Here is a 16027-nt window from a genome sequence, read left to right as displayed (position 1 = left end):
GCCGGCTCCGCTGCACTCAGAGCTCGATCTTCACCGCTGCCGCGGCGCGTAGCGCCTTCTGCCGCGCAGCATCAATGGAAGTGTCTCGTGCCAGCGCCACGCCCATGCGCCGCTGACCGCTGACGCCAGGCTTGCCGAACAGGCGCAGCGCGGTATCGGGCTCGGCCAGCACTTCCGCGAGGTTGCCAAAGCTCACCTGAGTCGACTCCCCCTCCACCAGCACCACGGCCGACGCCGCGGGCCCCAGCTGGCGAATGACCGGAATCGGCAGGCCAAGGATGGCCCGCGCATGCAAGGCGAATTCCGACAGATCCTGCGAGACCAGCGTGACCAGACCGGTGTCGTGCGGCCGCGGCGATATCTCGCAGAACCAGACCTGTTCGCCCTTGACGAACAGTTCGACCCCGAAGATGCCACGCCCGCCCAGCGCATCGGTGACCGCCAGCGCGATGCGCTTCGCCTCGGCCAGCGCCGCCGGTGCCATGGGCTGCGGCTGCCAGGACTCCTGATAGTCGCCTTTCTCCTGGCGATGCCCTACCGGCTCGCAGAAGCTGGTTCCGCCGGCATGACGCACCGTCAACAGAGTGATCTCGTAATCGAAATCGATGAAGCCTTCGACGATGACCCGCCCGCGACCGGCGCGGCCACCGGCCTGCGCATATTCCCAGGCCGCATCGATGTCCGCGTCGCTGCGCAGCACCGACTGCCCCTTGCCAGAGGAACTCATTACCGGCTTGACCAGACACGGGAAGCCCAGCGCCATGGCGGCGGCGCGGCACTCGTCCAGCGTGTCGGCAAAGCGATAGGGTGAGGTCGGCAACCCCAGCTCCTCAGCAGCCAGGCGGCGGATGCCTTCGCGATTCATGGTCAGTTGGGCAGCCCTGGCGGTCGGGATCACCGTATAGCCTTCACGCTCCAGCTCGACGAGGGTCGCAGTGGCGATCGCCTCGATCTCCGGCACGATGTAGTGCGGACGCTCCTGCTCGATGACGGCACGCAGCGCGGCGCCGTCGAGCATGTCGAGCACATGGCTGCGGTGCGCCACCTGCATGGCTGGCGCATTGGCATAACGGTCCACGGCGATCAATTCGACGCCGAAGCGCTGCAGCTCGATGACCAGTTCCTTGCCCAACTCGCCGCAGCCGCAGAGCAGGATACGGGTCGCACTGGGCGACAGCGGAGTGCCTATTCTTGGCATGGGATTCCTCGTTACGGTTGAAAACACGAACCGGGTAAGGCTACGTCTTACATCAGCTGGCCGCCGAGACGGGCCCTTTCGCCGCAACGCTGCAGTACCAGGCGACGCTCCTCGTTGTTCATCTGGCCCCAGCGGCGAATCTCGTCAGCACTGCGCTGGCAGCCGACGCACAGGTCGTCTTCGTCCAGCGCGCAGAGGCTGACACAGGGGGAAGCGACAGGTTTTTCCGCGACACTCACTCGTCTGGCTCCAGATCACGCGCGTAGCGCTGGGCGTTGTGCACGTAGTGAGCGGCGCTGGCCTCGAGCATTTTCTTCTGCTCCTCGCTCAACTCGCGGACCACCTTGCCGGGCGAGCCCACCACCAGCGAGCCATCGGGAATTTCCTTGCCTTCGGCAATCAGCGTATTGGCGCCGATGATGCAGTGCTTGCCGATCTTCGCCCCGTTGAGCACCACCGCATTGATGCCGATCAGGCTGTAGTCACCCACCGTGCAGCCATGCAGCATGGCGTTGTGACCCACCGTCACGCCAGTTCCCAGCGTCAGCGGATGGCCCATATCGGTGTGCATCACGCTACCGTCCTGCACATTGCTGTTCTCGCCGATATGAATCAGCTCGTTGTCGCCGCGCAGCACCGCACCGAACCACACACTGGCACCAGCATCGAGACGAATCTTGCCGACCAGCGTGGCATTGGGCGCCACCCAGCTTTGCGGATGTGCATCGACTCGCGACTCTCCCAGACGGTATTTCACGCAGACACCTCTTGTTGTCGGATGATGGACGCCGGGACGCCGACGGCGTCACCGGCGTGGCTCAGGGTTTGCCGCGCCCGGACAGGTCGACGAACGCAGCGGGTGCACGGCGCATTTCGATGCCGGCGTCGTACACCACGTTGACCAGCTCGACGATCATGATCGCCGTCAGTCCCCATATCTGGTATTCGCCATAACGGTAAGACGGGATGTACCAGCTCTGGCCCTGGTAGTCGATGCGATGGGTGACCTCACGCGGGTCCTGGCAGAAGAACTCCAGCGGCACCGAAAACACCGAGGCGATCTCGGCGTCATTGGCGCGGTACTCCACGTAGTCGGGAACCAGTCCGACATAGGGCGTGACTTGGATCCCATGCACCGATACCAGACTGCTGAGCGGGCCGACGACCTCTACCATGCCAGGCGCTAGCCCGACCTCCTCCTCGGCCTCGCGCAGCGCAGTCTGCAGCAGATCGCGGTCTTCCGGATCGCGGCGACCGCCAGGGAATGCGACCTCCCCGCCATGGGTGGACAGGCCGGCCGCTCGGAGTGTGAGTACCAGTTCCGGCGACTCGCTGCGAGTGATCGGCATCAACACGGCCGCCTCGGGCAGGCGGTCCTCCGGCGCCAGGAGATGCGGGCAATGGCCGCGCACCCGTCGGAGTATTGTGTCCAGCATGAATTTTCTCGTTTCGTCTTTGACCGGCATCATGGCATGAAAGGCGCAGTCGCCCAAGACCTCGGAAAGCCATAAGAAGCGGACGAACACCGACATGCGCGGTCGGTCTCACTGAGGTCCGCGGCTTCCTTGCCGAATCATCGCGAACGGACCAAGATTTGCCGGAATCGACAGGAATTCGTCCATGAAGTACTGCAACCAGTGTGGCAACCCGGTACTGATCCGCATCCCGGACGGTGACAACCGCCCGCGCTTCGTCTGCGGCAGTTGCCACACTGTGCACTATGAAAACCCGCGAATAGTCGCCGGGTGCGTGCCAATCTGGGGCGACCAGGTGCTGCTCTGCCGACGGGCCATCGAGCCACGTCGTGGTTACTGGACCTTGCCGGCAGGCTTCATGGAGAACGGCGAAACCCTGCAGCAGGCAGCGGAACGCGAGACGCTCGAAGAAGCCTGCGCCCGTGTCACGGACCTGCAGCTCTACACCTTGTTCGATCTGCCACACATCAATCAGGTGTACATGTTCTTTCGCGCTCAGCTGGTGGATCTGGAGTTCTGTGCCGGTGCCGAGAGCCTGGAGGTGAAGCTCTTCGAACAACAGAGCATCCCTTGGTCCGAGCTGGCTTTTCCGACCATCGGCCGTACCCTAGAATGCTTCTTCGCCGACCGGGTGCAGCAGACCTTCCCGGTGCGCACCGAGGCCGTGACGAGCTATCGGAACCGCCAGCCGCAAAACGCTCGGGCAGACTGAGGCGGCGACGGGTCACAGGTCTGATGAAGTTCGACAGGAAAGCCCCATGCGTTGGCTGCTCGCTCTGCTCTGCCTCACTTTTACCGCCTTCTCCCACGCCAATGCCACACCCAGCCTGGGCGGTTCGCCCATCGACAAGGTGCTGGTCATCAAATCCGAGCGCAAGCTCCATCTGGTCAGCGCCGGGCAGACGCTCAAGAGCTATCGCATCTCCCTCGGAAAACAGCCGAACGGTGCCAAGCAGCGCGAGGGCGACATGCGCACGCCGGAAGGCTTCTACTGGATCGACTGGCGCAAGACCAGCGACAAGTACAACCTTTCGGTGCACATCTCCTATCCCAACGCGCGCGACCTGGCGCGCGCGCAACAGGAAGGCGTGGCCCCGGGAAGCATGATCATGCTGCACGGCACGCCAGTGGATGAAGAGTATCCCGAATGGTTCTTCCATACCCTCGACTGGACGGAGGGCTGCATCGCGCTCACCAACAGCGACATGCGGGAAATCTGGGGATTGGTGAAGGACGGAACCCTGATCGAGATACGCCCCTAAGCCGGGAAGCGCCTGCCGGCCACGCCAGCAGGCCATCGAATCAGAACTGCATGTCCGATAGACGCCAGACGTCGAAGGCCGGCGTTTCGTAGGGGTGGGCCTTTTTCATCGCCTTGACGCTGTCATGAATCAGCTCGTCGGCAACCACCATCTCCACTTTCCACTCCGGCACGTGTTGCACCTGCCCGGTTTGCCCGAGAAAGGGCTGACTGCCTTCCAGCGGACGATACTGTCCCTGCCCCAGCACCTGCCAGCAGCAGCTGTCGTAGGCACCGATCCGGCCAGCGCCAATCGCAAACACTGCTTTCTTGACCGCTTCCAGATGGCTGTCCGGAACATAGAAACACAGCTTGTACATCGAACTCTCCATGCAGGTGAACCCGGCGGGCGCCAGGCAGTGAGGTGGCAGCTTGCCATCAACGCAACTACCAAACGGTGCGGTGCGTCATAGCTGAGACGACAGCCGAGGCGCGCGGTTCATGGAACGGGTTCACAAAGGAAAAAGCCCGCTGACGCATGCGTCGAGCGGGCTATCTGGTAGCGCTCAGCAGGACGCTCAGTCGACCCAGACCCGGGCGTTGCGGAACATGCGCATCCAGCCGCCGTCTTCCTGCCACTCGTCAGGGCGCCAGGAGTTGGTCACGGCGCGGAACACCCGCTCCGGGTGCGGCATCATGATGGTCACGCGACCGTCACGACTGCACAGACCGGTGATACCGCGCGGCGAGCCGTTCGGGTTGGCCGGGTAACGCTCGGTGACCTTGCCGTGGTTATCCACGAAACGCAGCGCCACGGTGCCGGACAGATCGGCCTGTAGCATGGCTTCCTCGCTCTCGAACTCGGCATGACCTTCGCCATGGGCGATGGCGATCGGCAGGCGCGATCCGGCCATGCCCTGCAGGAAGACCGACGGCGAGTCCTGCACCTGCACCATCGCCACGCGCGCCTCGAACTGCTCGGAGCGGTTACGCACGAAGTGCGGCCAGTTCTCCGTACCCGGGATCAGCTCGTGCAGGTTGCTCATCATCTGGCAGCCATTGCACACGCCGAGGGCGAAGCTGTCCTTGCGTTCGAAGAACGCCTGGAAACCGTCCCGCGCGCGGGCATTGAACAGAATCGACTTGGCCCAGCCCTCGCCAGCGCCGAGCACGTCGCCGTAGGAGAAGCCGCCGCAGGCGACGATACCCTTGAATTCGTCCAGATTGACGCGGCCGGAAAGGATGTCGCTCATGTGCACGTCGACCGCTGCGAAGCCGGCGCGATCGAACGCGGCGGCCATCTCCACCTGGCCGTTGACGCCCTGCTCGCGCAGCACCGCCACCTGGGGGCGCACGCCGCGCTTGATGAAGGGCGCGGCGATGTTCTCGTTGACGTCGAAGCTGAGCTTGGCGCTCAGGCCTGGGTTGTCCTCTTCCAGCAGTGCATCGAACTCCTGATCGGCGCACTCGGCGTTGTCGCGCAGACGCTGGATCTGATAGCTGGTCTCGGCCCACTGGCGCTGCAGCAGACGGCGCTCGCCAGCGAACACTTCATTCTCGCCGTGCCTGATCGACACATGGCCATTGTTCACCGGCTGCCCGATCACCGCGACGCAATCGCCCAATCCGGCCGCGCTGAACTGCGCCAGCACGATCTCGGTGTCATCCTGGCGCACCTGGAGCACCGCACCGAGTTCCTCGTTGAAGAGCAAGGCGGCGATGTCGTCGGCGCTGTCCAGCAGGCCGTCGAGATTCAGGTTCAAGCCACAATGACCGGCGAAGGCCATCTCCAGCACGGTGGTCAGCAGACCACCGTCGGAGCGGTCGTGATAGGCCAGCAGCAGACCGTCGGCATTCAGGCCCTGGACCACGGCGAAGAACGCCTGCAGATCCTCGGCGTCATCGACGTCGGGCGCCTGACGGCCGATCTGGCCGTACACCTGAGCGAGGATCGAGGCACCCATGCGGTTCTGACCACGGCCCAGATCGACCAGGATCAGGTCAGTGGCGCCCTTGTCCAGGCGCAGCTGCGGAGTCAGTGTCTGGCGGATGTCGGCGACCGGAGCGAAACCGGAGACGATCAGCGACAGTGGCGAGGTGACGCTCTTCTCGCCCCCCTCCTCCGACCAGCGCGTCTTCATCGACATCGAGTCCTTGCCCACCGGAACGGTGATGCCCAGTTGCGGGCAAAGCTCCATGCCGACGGCGCGAACGGTGTCGTACAGCCGCGCATCCTCGCCCGGATGACCGGCTGCGGCCATCCAGTTGGCCGACAGCTTGATGTCGGAAATCTTCTCGATCCGCGCAGCGGCAAGGTTGGTCAGCGTTTCACCAATGGCCATGCGGCCCGATGCCGGGGCGTCCAGCAGTGCCAGCGGCGTGCGCTCGCCCATCGCCATGGCTTCGCCGGTATAGACGTCATAACTGGTCGCGGTGACGGCACAGTCGGCCACCGGCACCTGCCACGGACCGACCATCTGATCGCGCGCCACCTGACCGGTAATGCTGCGATCGCCAATGGTGATCAGGAAGCTCTTGCTGGCCACGGCGGGATGGCGCAGCACGCGAGTCACGGCCTCGGCCAGATCGACCGAAGCGGCGCTGAAGTCGTCACCCAGCTCGGCTTCGCGGCTGGCAGTGCGGTGCATGCGCGGCGCCTTGCCGAGCAGCACGTTGAGCGGCATGTCCACCGGCTTGTTGCCGAAATGGCTGTCGGCAACGGTCAGATGCGGCTCCTCGGTGGCCTCGCCGACCACCGCGAACGGGCAGCGCTCACGCTCGCAGATGGCCTTGAAGCGCTCGAAATCGGCCGCATCGACGGAGAGCACGTAACGCTCCTGGGACTCGTTGCACCAGATCTCCAGCGGCGCCATGCCCGGTTCGTCGTTGGGGATGTTGCGCAGTTCGAAACGACCGCCACGGGCACCATCGTTGACCAGCTCCGGAAACGCATTGGACAGGCCGCCGGCACCGACGTCGTGGATGAACTTGATCGGGTTGTGCTCGCCCAGCTGCCAGCAGCGGTCGATGACCTCCTGACAGCGACGTTCCATTTCCGGGTTGTCGCGCTGTACCGAGGCGAAGTCCAGGTCCGCCGAACTGGTGCCGGTGGCCATCGAGGATGCCGCGCCACCACCCAGACCGATCAGCATGGCCGGGCCGCCGAGCACGATCAGCTTGGCGCCGACCGAGATCTCGCCCTTCTGCACATGCTCCTCGCGGATGTTACCCATGCCGCCGGCGAGCATGATCGGCTTGTGATAGCCCCGTACTTCCTCGCCACGCGGCGTGTTGATCGCCTGTTCGAAGGTACGGAAGTAGCCAGTCAGCGCCGGACGGCCGAATTCGTTGTTGAACGCGGCGCCACCCAGCGGGCCCTCGATCATGATGTCCAGCGGCGTGACGATGCGCTCGGGCTTGCCGTACGGCTTCTCCCAGGGCTGCTCGAAGCCGGGAATGTTCAGGTTGGATACGGTGAAACCGGTCAGGCCAGCCTTCGGCTTGGCGCCGCGCCCGGTCGCACCTTCGTCGCGGATCTCGCCGCCCGAGCCGGTGGAAGCACCAGGGAACGGAGCGATGGCGGTCGGGTGGTTGTGGGTTTCCACCTTCATCAGAATGTGCACCGGCTCCTGGCTCGCGGCGTACTCGCGCGTCTCGGGATTCGGATAGAAGCGACCGGCGACGTTGCCGACGATGACCGCGGCATTGTCCTTGTAGGCCGACAGCACGCCTTCGCTGTGCAGCTGGTAGGTGTTCTTGATCATGCCGAACAGGGATTTTTCCTGGCTCTCGCCATCGATATCCCAGCTGGCATTGAAGATCTTGTGCCGGCAGTGTTCGGAGTTGGCCTGGGCGAACATCATCAGTTCGATGTCGTGCGGGTTGCGTCCCAGCCCGCTGAAGGCCTGCACCAGGTAGTCGATCTCGTCCTCGGCCAGGGCCAGGCCCAGCTCGACGTTGGCCTTATCCAGCGCGGCGCGACCGCCGCCGAGTACGTCCACCGCCGTGAGCGGCTTCGGTTCGGCATGACTGAACAGGTTGGCGGCTTCCTCGAACCGACCCAGCACCAGCTGCGTCATGCGGTCATGCAGCGCGGCAGCGACAAGCTGAGCATCGCTGTCGGACAACTCGCCCTGCACGTAGTAGGCGATACCCCGCTCCAGCCGCTGGATCTTCTCCAGGCCGCAGTTATGCGCGATGTCGCTGGCCTTGCTCGACCAGGGCGAGATGGTGCCGAAGCGCGGCACCACCAGGAACAGCCGACCGGCCGGCTCCTGCACCGGTACGCTGGGGCCATACTTCAGCAGACGGGTCAGTACGTTCTGCTCATCCGCGCCAAGCGTGCCGGAAACCTCGGCGAAATGGGCGAACTCGGCATACAACCCGCTGACGGCGGGAACCTTTTCGGTCAGTTGTGCCAGGAGCTTGCCGTGACGGAAGGCGGAAAGAGCGGGAGCACCGCGCAGGATCAACATCGTCGGAACAGCCTCGGAGGGGGGAGCAGTCGGGGCGCGTATTCTAGCCCATGACGGCCAGCCGAAGACAGCCGAACGCCTTCCGCCCCGACGGTCTCCCCTTCGGCCTCGCTCAATGCAGGATCTGACTGAGGAACAGCTTGGTCCTGTCGTTCACCGGGCTGGTGAAGAACACCTCCGGCTCGGCCTGCTCGACGATTTCACCCTTGTCCATGAAGATCACCCGGTCGGCCACCGTTCGGGCGAAGCCCATCTCGTGGGTCACACAGAGCATGGTCATGCCGCTTTCGGCAAGGCTGACCATGGTGTCCAGCACTTCCTTGACCATTTCCGGATCGAGGGCCGAGGTCGGCTCGTCGAACAGCATGATCTTCGGCTTCATGCACAGGGCGCGGGCGATCGCCACGCGCTGCTGCTGGCCACCGGAAAGCTGCCCGGGATACTTGTTGGCCTGCTCAGGAATGCGTACCCGCTCCAGATAATGCATGGCGACCTCCTCGGCCTGCCGGCGTGGCAGCTTGCGCACCCACATGGGCGCCAGCGTGCAGTTCTGCAGCACTGTCAGGTGCGGGAACAGGTTGAAATGCTGAAAGACCATGCCGACTTCGCTGCGAATCGCCTCGATCTGCTTGAGGTCGCCGGTCAGCTCGACGCCGTTGATGACGATGCGCCCCTGCTGATGCTCCTCCAGGCGGTTCAGACAGCGGATGGTGGTGGACTTGCCCGACCCGGACGGCCCGCACAACACGATGCGCTCGCCCTGCCGCACGGACAGGTTGATGTCCTTGAGCACGTGGAACTGCCCGAACCACTTGTGCACGCCCTGCATGCGGATGACCGGCTCGCTTGCCTGCCCGGCCTGCGCGATTGAATCATTCATATCTCACTCCTAACGCTTGTGGCCGGTGTCCAGCTTGCGCTCCAGGCGCATGGAATAGCGGGACATGCCGAAACAGAACATCCAGTACACCAGCGCGGCGAAGACATAGCCTTCGGTGGACATACCCAGCCAGGCCGGGTCCGCCGTAGCGCGCTTGATGCTGTTGAGGAAGTCGAACAGGCCGATGATGATCACCAGGCTGGTGTCCTTGAACAGGGCGATAAAGGTATTGACGATGCCCGGAATCACCAGCTTCAGGGCCTGCGGGAGAATCACCAGCAGCGTGCTGCGCCAGTAGCCCAGACCCATGGCGGCCGCCGCCTCGTACTGCCCTTTGGGGATCGCCTGCAGGCCGCCGCGTACCACTTCGGCGATGTAGGCGGCCTCGAAGAACACCACCATCAGCATCGCCCGCAACAGCTTGTCGAGGTTCATGCCTTCGGGCAGGAACAGCGGCAGCATCACAGACGACATGAACAGCACGGTGATCAGCGGTACGCCGCGCCAGAACTCGATGAAGGTCACGCAGAGCACCCGGATGGCCGGCATGTCCGAGCGTCGTCCGAGCGCCAGCAGGATGCCCAAAGGCAAGGCGCCGGCAATGCCCACCGCGGCGATCACCACCGTCAGCATCAAGCCGCCCCACTGACTGGTCGGCACCGTCTGCAACCCGAGGAATCCGCCATGCAACAGCCAGTAGGCCAGCAGCGGATAGACCAGCAGGTAACCGATGCCGTAGCGCAGCTTGTGCGGCATCTGCCGCAGAAACAGTGGCGCCGCGCCGATGATCGCCAACCATGCCGCCGCATCGACCCGCCAGCGCAGCTCCGTGGGGTAGAAGCCGTACATGAACTGGCCGAAGCGAACCTGCACGAACACCCAGCAGGCGCCTTCGCGGCTGCAATCGGCGCGGGTGTCGCCGGTCCAGTCAGCCTTGAAGATCGCCCATTCCAGTACCGGAGGCACGATCAGCCAGAGCAGATAGAGCCCGACCAGGGTCAGCAGCGTATTGATCCAACTGGAGAAGAGATTGGCCCGCAGCCAGCCGAGCGCACCGATGCTGATCGTCGGCGGCGGCAGGTCGGGCTTGAAGGAATGAATGGTCATGCGCTCACCGCTCGATCAGCGCAATGCGCTTGTTGTACCAGTTCATCAGCAGCGAGATGCTGATGCTGATGGCCAGATAGACACTCATGGTGATGGCCATGGTTTCGATGGCCTGCCCGGTCTGGTTGAGCACCGTACCGGCGAACAGCGAAACCATGTCCGGATAGCCGATCGCCGCTGCGAGCGACGAGTTCTTCGCCAGGTTCAGGTACTGGCTGGTCAGCGGCGGCACGATCACTCGCAAAGCCTGCGGCACGATGACCAGCCGCAGGACCTGCCCCGGACGCAGGCCGAGCGATGCGGCCGCCTCGGTCTGGCCGTGGCTGACCGACTGGATGCCCGAACGCACGGTCTCTCCGATGAAGGCGGCGGTATAGACCGAAAGCGCCACCACGATCGACACCAGCTCCGGTATCACCACCCAGCCGCCGCGGATGTTGAAGCGTTGCAGCTCCGGTACCTCCCAGCTGAACGGTGCCCCGGCAACGAGCGTCACCAACCAGGGTATGGCGATGAACAGCCCGAGGCTCGTCCAGAACACCGGGAACATGCGTCCCGTTGCATGCCGTCGCGCCCGCGCCCAGCGGTGCAGCATTACCACGGCGACCAGAGCGACCAGCAGCGCCAGCCAGAACGCCCAGAAGCCATCAGCGGCACTGGGCGCCGGCATCTGCACGCCACGATTGTTGACGAACACCGCATCCCACAGGCTCAGGCTGTTGCGCGGCCCCGGCAGCGGGCTGATTACGGCGAAATAGACGAAGAAGATCAGCAGCAGCGGCGGGATATTGCGGAAGATCTCAATGTAAAGCGTCGCCAGCTGGCGGATCAGCCAGTTGCTGGAGAGGCGCCCCACGCCGAGGATGAAGCCCATGATGGTGGCCAGGACGATCCCAATTACGCTGACCAGCAGGGTGTTGAGCAGACCGACCCAGAAAACGCGCCCGTAGCTGTCGCTTTCGCTGTAGTCGATCAGATGCTGGGAAATGCCGAAGCCGGCGGCGTTGTTGAGAAAGCCGAATCCGGACGTGATGCCGCGATGGGCAAGATTGTTCTGGGTGTTATGAAACAGGTACCAGCCGAACGCCACCACTGCCAACACTGCAATCACTTGGAAGACCCAGGCGCGTACTCGTGGATCGGTCAGCAGCGAACGTCGGGGCGCGGTGCCTCTGGCGATCGAACGCATCGAAAATCCTCATACCGCACGGCCGACCCTCGCGGATCGGCCGTACTCATCCATGAAACGAGCCGGCACGAGGCCGGCCACGGAGGCTCAACGCACCGGCGGCGCGTACTGCAAACCACCTTTGTTCCACAGGGCATTGAGGCCACGCTCGATCTTCAGCTCACTGCCGGCACCCACGTTGCGATCGAAGATCTCGCCATAGTTGCCTACCTGCTTGACGATCTGGACGGCCCAATCCTTCGGCAGTCTGAGATCCTTGCCGTATTCGCCTTCGGCACCCAGCAGACGCGCCACGTCAGGATTCTTGGTGCTCTTAGCCATCTCCTCGACGTTGGCCGAGGTCACGCCGAGCTCTTCGGCATTGAGCATGGCGAACAGCGTCCAGCGCACGATATCGAACCACTCCTCGTCACCCTGGCGAACGGCCGGGCCGAGCGGCTCCTTGGAAATCACTTCAGGCAATACGACGTAGTCGTCAGGCTTGGCCAGCTTGATGCGCTGTGCGTAGAGCTGGGACTGGTCCGAGGTTAGCACGTCGCAGCGGCCGGACTCCAGCGACTTGGCGCTTTCGTCCGAGGTGTCGTAGGTGATGGGGGTGTACTTGTGGCCATTGGCGCGGAAATAGTCGGACAGGTTCAGCTCCGTGGTGGTGCCGGCCTGGATGCACACCGTGGCACCGTCCAGCTCCTTGGCCGAGGACACCCCAAGCTCCTTGTTCACCAGGAAGCCCTGTCCGTCGTAGTAGGTCACGCCGGTGAAGTTCAGCCCCATCGCGGCGTCCCGCGAGCTGGTCCAGGTGGTATTGCGCGACAGCACATCCACTTCCCCCGACTGCAGCGCGGTGAAGCGCTCCTTGGCGGTCAGCGGGCTGTACTTGACCTTGGTAGCATCGCCGAACACGGCTGCGGCGACCGCGCGGCACACGTCCACGTCGATCCCCTGGAATTGCCCCTTGGCATCGGCGAACGAGAAGCCCGGAAGGCCATCGCTGATACCGCACTGCACGAATCCTTTCTTCTGCACCGCATCCAGGGTCGCCCCTGCCTGCGCCAGCCCGCTGATGCCCAGCAGTGACGCAGCACCCAGCGCAGCCAGTGTGGATTTCACCCTAATCATCGAAACCTCCAGTTTGCTTTCTTATTCTCGGGTTCGGGCCTGGCGCTTCGATGCCTTGACCAGCGAAGCGGCCGCAGCCTGACCTGAGTCTAGTCGTCCGTTTATGATCGGCAATGTTCTTTATTTCACTGCCTCGGCCCCGCTCGCCAGGGCCGTTCCGTTCAGAGCCAGGCAGCCAAAGCAAGCGGCATACCAGCTCGATGCGACGCCGCCCGCCACGCTCTAGGGCGGGTTCAATCCGGTCGCAGGAGCGAGTACCCTCGCGCTATTTCCTCGCCCGCCTGCCCCAAGACGAGGCGACTTGCCCTGAACTGGAGCCGATCCATGAGCGAACCGCTGATCCTCGAACCCACCGCCAGCGCAGACGCCTGCGTCATCTGGCTGCATGGCCTGGGCGCAGACCGTTATGACTTCCTGCCGGTGGCCGAGGCCCTGCAGCAGCGCCTGCACAGCACACGCTTCGTGCTACCCCAGGCGCCGACACGGCCGGTGACCATCAACGGCGGATGGAGCATGCCGAGCTGGTACGACATCCTCGCCATGAGCCCAGCCCGCGCGATCGATCGCGAGCAGCTGGAGGCTTCGGCACAGCAGGTCATCTCGCTGATCGAGGCGCAACGTGACGCAGGAATCGATCCGGCACGCATCTTCCTAGCCGGCTTCTCCCAAGGGGGCGCGGTTGTGCTGCACACCGCGTTTCTGCGCTGGCAGGGGCCGCTGGGTGGCGTCATCGCGCTTTCGACCTATGCGCCTACCTTTACCGAGCCGCCGGCGTTCTCCCCGACCGCGCTGCGGTATCCGGTGCTATGCCTGCACGGCAGCCGCGACGATGTCGTGCCCATGGTGATGGGCCATGCGGCCTATCAGGCTCTGCAGGGCGCCGGCGTCGCCGCGACCTGGCGCGATTACCCGATGGGCCATGAGGTACTGCCGGAGGAAATCCGTGACATCGGCGCCTGGCTCACCGAACGCCTTGGCTGACCCGGCGCATCGAGCGCAAGCCAGGCGTGCGGCAATCGTGGCAGGCGGCGCGCCGCGCCACGCCTGCCTTCGTCGACCGGTGCCACCGCGCCGGCCGACCCCGCCGGGGCGGGAGGCTTCGCCAGGTTTGCGTCTTGCATTACACTGACGCGCGATTCTTTCCCAATTCGACGACGAGAAGACCGTGCTCAAAGCACTCAAGAAAATCTTTGGCAAGGCCCCGGACGAGCGGGCCGGCATACCCACCGGCGCCCCATCTGCCACTACCGAACGGCAACCCGACCCCGTGACGCAGCCGGGCGCGACGGACGAAACCCAGTCCAAGCCGCAACCCTCCCAGCGCAGCGCCGACAAACCGCGTCGCCAGCGCAGCAGCAAACCGCCGAAACCCGCCGCGCCGGCCTGGAAGCTGGAAGACTTCGTGGTCGAGCCGGCCGAAGGCAAGACCCGCTTTCATGACTTCAAGCTCGCACCGGAGCTGATGCACGCGATCCATGACCTGGGCTTCCCCTATTGCACACCGATCCAGGCACAGGTGCTGGGCTACACGCTCAAGGGCCGCGATGCCATCGGCCGTGCACAGACCGGCACAGGCAAGACGGCGGCCTTCCTGATCTCGACCATCACCCAGCTGCTGGAAACACCACCGCCCAAGGAACGCTACATGGGCGAGCCGCGTGCCCTGATCATCGCTCCGACTCGCGAACTGGTGGTGCAGATCGCAAACGATGCGCTGGACCTGACCAAGTACACCGGACTCAACGTGATGAGCTTTGTCGGCGGCATGGATTTCGACAAGCAGCTCAAGCAGCTGGAGTCGCGCTACTGCGACATCCTGGTGGCCACCCCCGGCCGGTTGCTGGACTTCAACCAGCGCGGCGAAGTCCACCTGGACATGGTCGAGGTGATGGTTCTCGACGAAGCCGACCGCATGCTCGACATGGGCTTCATCCCGCAGGTCCGCCAGATCATCAGGCAGACGCCACCCAAGAGCGAACGCCAGACCCTGCTCTTTTCCGCCACCTTCACCGACGACGTGATGAACCTGGCGCAGCAGTGGACAACCAACCCCGCCGTGGTCGAGATCGAACCGGAGAACGTGGCCAGCGATACCGTCGAGCAGCACGTCTATGCCGTTGCCGGCAGCGACAAGTACAAGCTGCTGTACAACCTGATCACCCAGAACGACTGGACGCGGGTAATGGTCTTCGCCAATCGCAAGGACGAAGTACGACGCATCGAAGAGCGCCTGACCAAGGATGGCATCAGTGCAGCGCAGATGTCCGGCGACGTCCCGCAGCACAAGCGCATCCGCACGCTGGAGGGCTTTCGCGAGGGCAAGATTCGCGTGCTGGTCGCCACCGACGTCGCCGGTCGCGGCATTCACGTCGATGGCATCAGCCATGTGATCAACTTCACCCTGCCAGAAGACCCGGACGATTACGTGCACCGCATCGGTCGGACCGGCCGCGCCGGCACCAGCGGCACCTCCATCAGCTTCGCTGGCGAGGACGACGCCTTCGCTCTGCCGCCCATCGAGGCACTGATCGGCCGCAAGATCCAGTGCGAGATGCCGCCGGCGGAACTGCTTGCGCCCGTCCCTCGCTCGCGCTGAACCCCTTGCTGCCCGGAGCCTGCCCAGGCGCGCCGGTCGACTGGCACCGATGACCTGGGTCAAGCCGCTTCTGACTCGAAGCGACTAAAGTAGTACCCAGGTATCGAATCAGGAGGATCACCGATGGACAGCATGCACTGGTTATTGACCCTCATCGTCGTCGGTTTTGTCCTGCTCTGCGTGGGCTTCAACTACCGGGACAAACAATGGGGCGTCGGACTGCTGAGCCTAGGCATCCTCACCATGTTCTCGACGCTGGCCTTCAAGATGTACATCACCTTCTATTGAAGGCTCAGCTCTTCTCGTTCCAGCGCTCGACTGCCAGCTGATCGCTGGCACGGCCCTCGACCCAGCGTGGCCCGGCTGCGGTGCTTTCCTTCTTCCAGAACGGCGCGCGCGTTTTCAGGTAGTCCATGACGAAGCGACAGGCATCGAAGGCGGCATCGCGATGGGCACTGGCCGCACCGACGAACACGATCGGCTCGCCAGGCTCCAGCGATCCAACGCGGTGCAGCACATCCAGGCGCAGCAGTGGCCAGCGATGCTCGGCCTCCTGCACGATCTTCTCCAGCGCCCTCTCCGTCATGCCGGGGGCATGTTCGAGAAACATGCCGGCCACGTCCTGTCCGTCATTGAAGTCCCGCACATAGCCGACGAAGCCGGCCACCGCACCGATGCCCAGGTTGGCGGCGTGCAGCGCGTTAAGCTCCGCGCCCGGGTCAAACGAGGCCTGTTGAACACGAACCGCCAT

16 protein-coding genes are annotated in these 16027 nt (G+C 64.0%); 5 read left to right on the top strand and 11 right to left on the bottom strand.

All coding sequences use genetic code 11. From position 1 onward, the window contains the following. Positions 1–16: 16 nt before the first annotated feature. The 4 genes from purT to PSTAB_RS05440 all read right to left on the bottom strand — a co-directional run bounded on the left by purT (position 17) and on the right by PSTAB_RS05440 (position 2634). The gene (gene purT, locus PSTAB_RS05455; RefSeq protein ID WP_013982048.1) at positions 17–1198 is read right to left on the bottom strand and encodes a formate-dependent phosphoribosylglycinamide formyltransferase; all 1182 of its coding nucleotides are present in this window, start codon (positions 1196–1198) and stop codon (positions 17–19) included. A 47-nt stretch (positions 1199–1245) separates the two neighbouring features. Beyond that, a complete protein-coding gene (locus PSTAB_RS05450; RefSeq protein ID WP_011912368.1) occupies positions 1246–1437 on the bottom strand; it encodes a DUF1289 domain-containing protein in 192 nt (63 codons plus the stop codon). Beyond that, the gene (locus PSTAB_RS05445) at positions 1434–1955 is read right to left on the bottom strand and encodes a gamma carbonic anhydrase family protein (protein ID WP_013982047.1); all 522 of its coding nucleotides are present in this window, start codon (positions 1953–1955) and stop codon (positions 1434–1436) included. The genes PSTAB_RS05450 and PSTAB_RS05445 overlap by 4 nt, the downstream gene beginning before the upstream one ends. A 61-nt stretch (positions 1956–2016) precedes the next feature. Further along, complete coding sequence (locus PSTAB_RS05440) at positions 2017–2634, bottom strand: CoA pyrophosphatase (RefSeq protein WP_041771924.1); 618 nt, start codon at positions 2632–2634, stop codon at positions 2017–2019. Positions 2635–2818: 184 nt separating this feature from the next. Between PSTAB_RS05440 and PSTAB_RS05435 the strand changes: the two genes are divergently transcribed. Together PSTAB_RS05435 and PSTAB_RS05430 are read left to right on the top strand one after the other, a co-directional pair. After that, positions 2819–3385: an NUDIX hydrolase gene (locus tag PSTAB_RS05435; RefSeq protein ID WP_013982044.1), complete on the top strand. Its 567-nt coding sequence runs from the start codon at positions 2819–2821 to the stop codon at positions 3383–3385. 46 nt (positions 3386–3431) lie between these two features. Continuing rightward, on the top strand, positions 3432–3935 hold the full coding sequence (locus PSTAB_RS05430) for a L,D-transpeptidase family protein (RefSeq protein ID WP_013982043.1): 504 nt from the start codon (positions 3432–3434) through the stop codon (positions 3933–3935). A 40-nt stretch (positions 3936–3975) separates the two neighbouring features. On the opposite strand, the gene PSTAB_RS05425 is transcribed toward PSTAB_RS05430, so the two are convergent. The 6 genes from PSTAB_RS05425 to PSTAB_RS05400 form a co-directional block, all read right to left on the bottom strand. Next, positions 3976–4293 carry a YqfO family protein gene (locus PSTAB_RS05425; RefSeq protein ID WP_013982042.1) on the bottom strand — a complete coding sequence of 106 codons (318 nt, stop codon included), beginning with the start codon at positions 4291–4293 and terminating at the stop codon, positions 3976–3978. A 198-nt stretch (positions 4294–4491) separates the two neighbouring features. After that, positions 4492–8388: a phosphoribosylformylglycinamidine synthase gene (purL, locus tag PSTAB_RS05420; protein WP_013982041.1), complete on the bottom strand. Its 3897-nt coding sequence runs from the start codon at positions 8386–8388 to the stop codon at positions 4492–4494. A gap of 112 nt (positions 8389–8500) precedes the next feature. Then, entirely contained in the window at positions 8501–9268 is a 768-nt protein-coding gene (locus PSTAB_RS05415) for an amino acid ABC transporter ATP-binding protein (RefSeq protein ID WP_013982040.1), read from the bottom strand. 9 nt (positions 9269–9277) lie between these two features. Beyond that, the gene (locus tag PSTAB_RS05410; protein WP_013982039.1) at positions 9278–10375 is read right to left on the bottom strand and encodes an amino acid ABC transporter permease; all 1098 of its coding nucleotides are present in this window, start codon (positions 10373–10375) and stop codon (positions 9278–9280) included. Between the two features lie 4 nt (positions 10376–10379). Then, entirely contained in the window at positions 10380–11564 is a 1185-nt protein-coding gene (locus PSTAB_RS05405) for an amino acid ABC transporter permease (protein ID WP_013982038.1), read from the bottom strand. A gap of 87 nt (positions 11565–11651) precedes the next feature. Then, positions 11652–12680: an amino acid ABC transporter substrate-binding protein gene (locus tag PSTAB_RS05400; protein ID WP_013982037.1), complete on the bottom strand. Its 1029-nt coding sequence runs from the start codon at positions 12678–12680 to the stop codon at positions 11652–11654. Positions 12681–13004: 324 nt separating this feature from the next. Between PSTAB_RS05400 and PSTAB_RS05395 the strand changes: the two genes are divergently transcribed. The 3 genes from PSTAB_RS05395 to PSTAB_RS21760 all read left to right on the top strand — a co-directional run bounded on the left by PSTAB_RS05395 (position 13005) and on the right by PSTAB_RS21760 (position 15564). Continuing rightward, positions 13005–13661, top strand: a complete 657-nt coding sequence (locus tag PSTAB_RS05395; protein WP_013982036.1) for an alpha/beta hydrolase — start codon at positions 13005–13007, stop codon at positions 13659–13661. Between the two features lie 184 nt (positions 13662–13845). After that, a complete protein-coding gene (gene rhlB, locus PSTAB_RS05390; protein WP_041771663.1) occupies positions 13846–15276 on the top strand; it encodes an ATP-dependent RNA helicase RhlB in 1431 nt (476 codons plus the stop codon). A 123-nt stretch (positions 15277–15399) separates the two neighbouring features. After that, entirely contained in the window at positions 15400–15564 is a 165-nt protein-coding gene (locus tag PSTAB_RS21760; RefSeq protein ID WP_013982033.1) for a hypothetical protein, read from the top strand. 4 nt (positions 15565–15568) lie between these two features. On the opposite strand, the gene moaE is transcribed toward PSTAB_RS21760, so the two are convergent. Beyond that, positions 15569–16027 (bottom strand): molybdopterin synthase catalytic subunit MoaE, encoded by a 459-nt coding sequence (moaE, locus tag PSTAB_RS05385; protein WP_013982032.1) that lies wholly within the window; start codon positions 16025–16027, stop codon positions 15569–15571.

It is taken from the genome of Stutzerimonas stutzeri, from assembly GCF_000219605.1.
Taxonomy (GTDB): domain Bacteria; phylum Pseudomonadota; class Gammaproteobacteria; order Pseudomonadales; family Pseudomonadaceae; genus Stutzerimonas; species Stutzerimonas stutzeri.
This window is presented reverse-complemented; position numbering and strand designations above follow the sequence as displayed.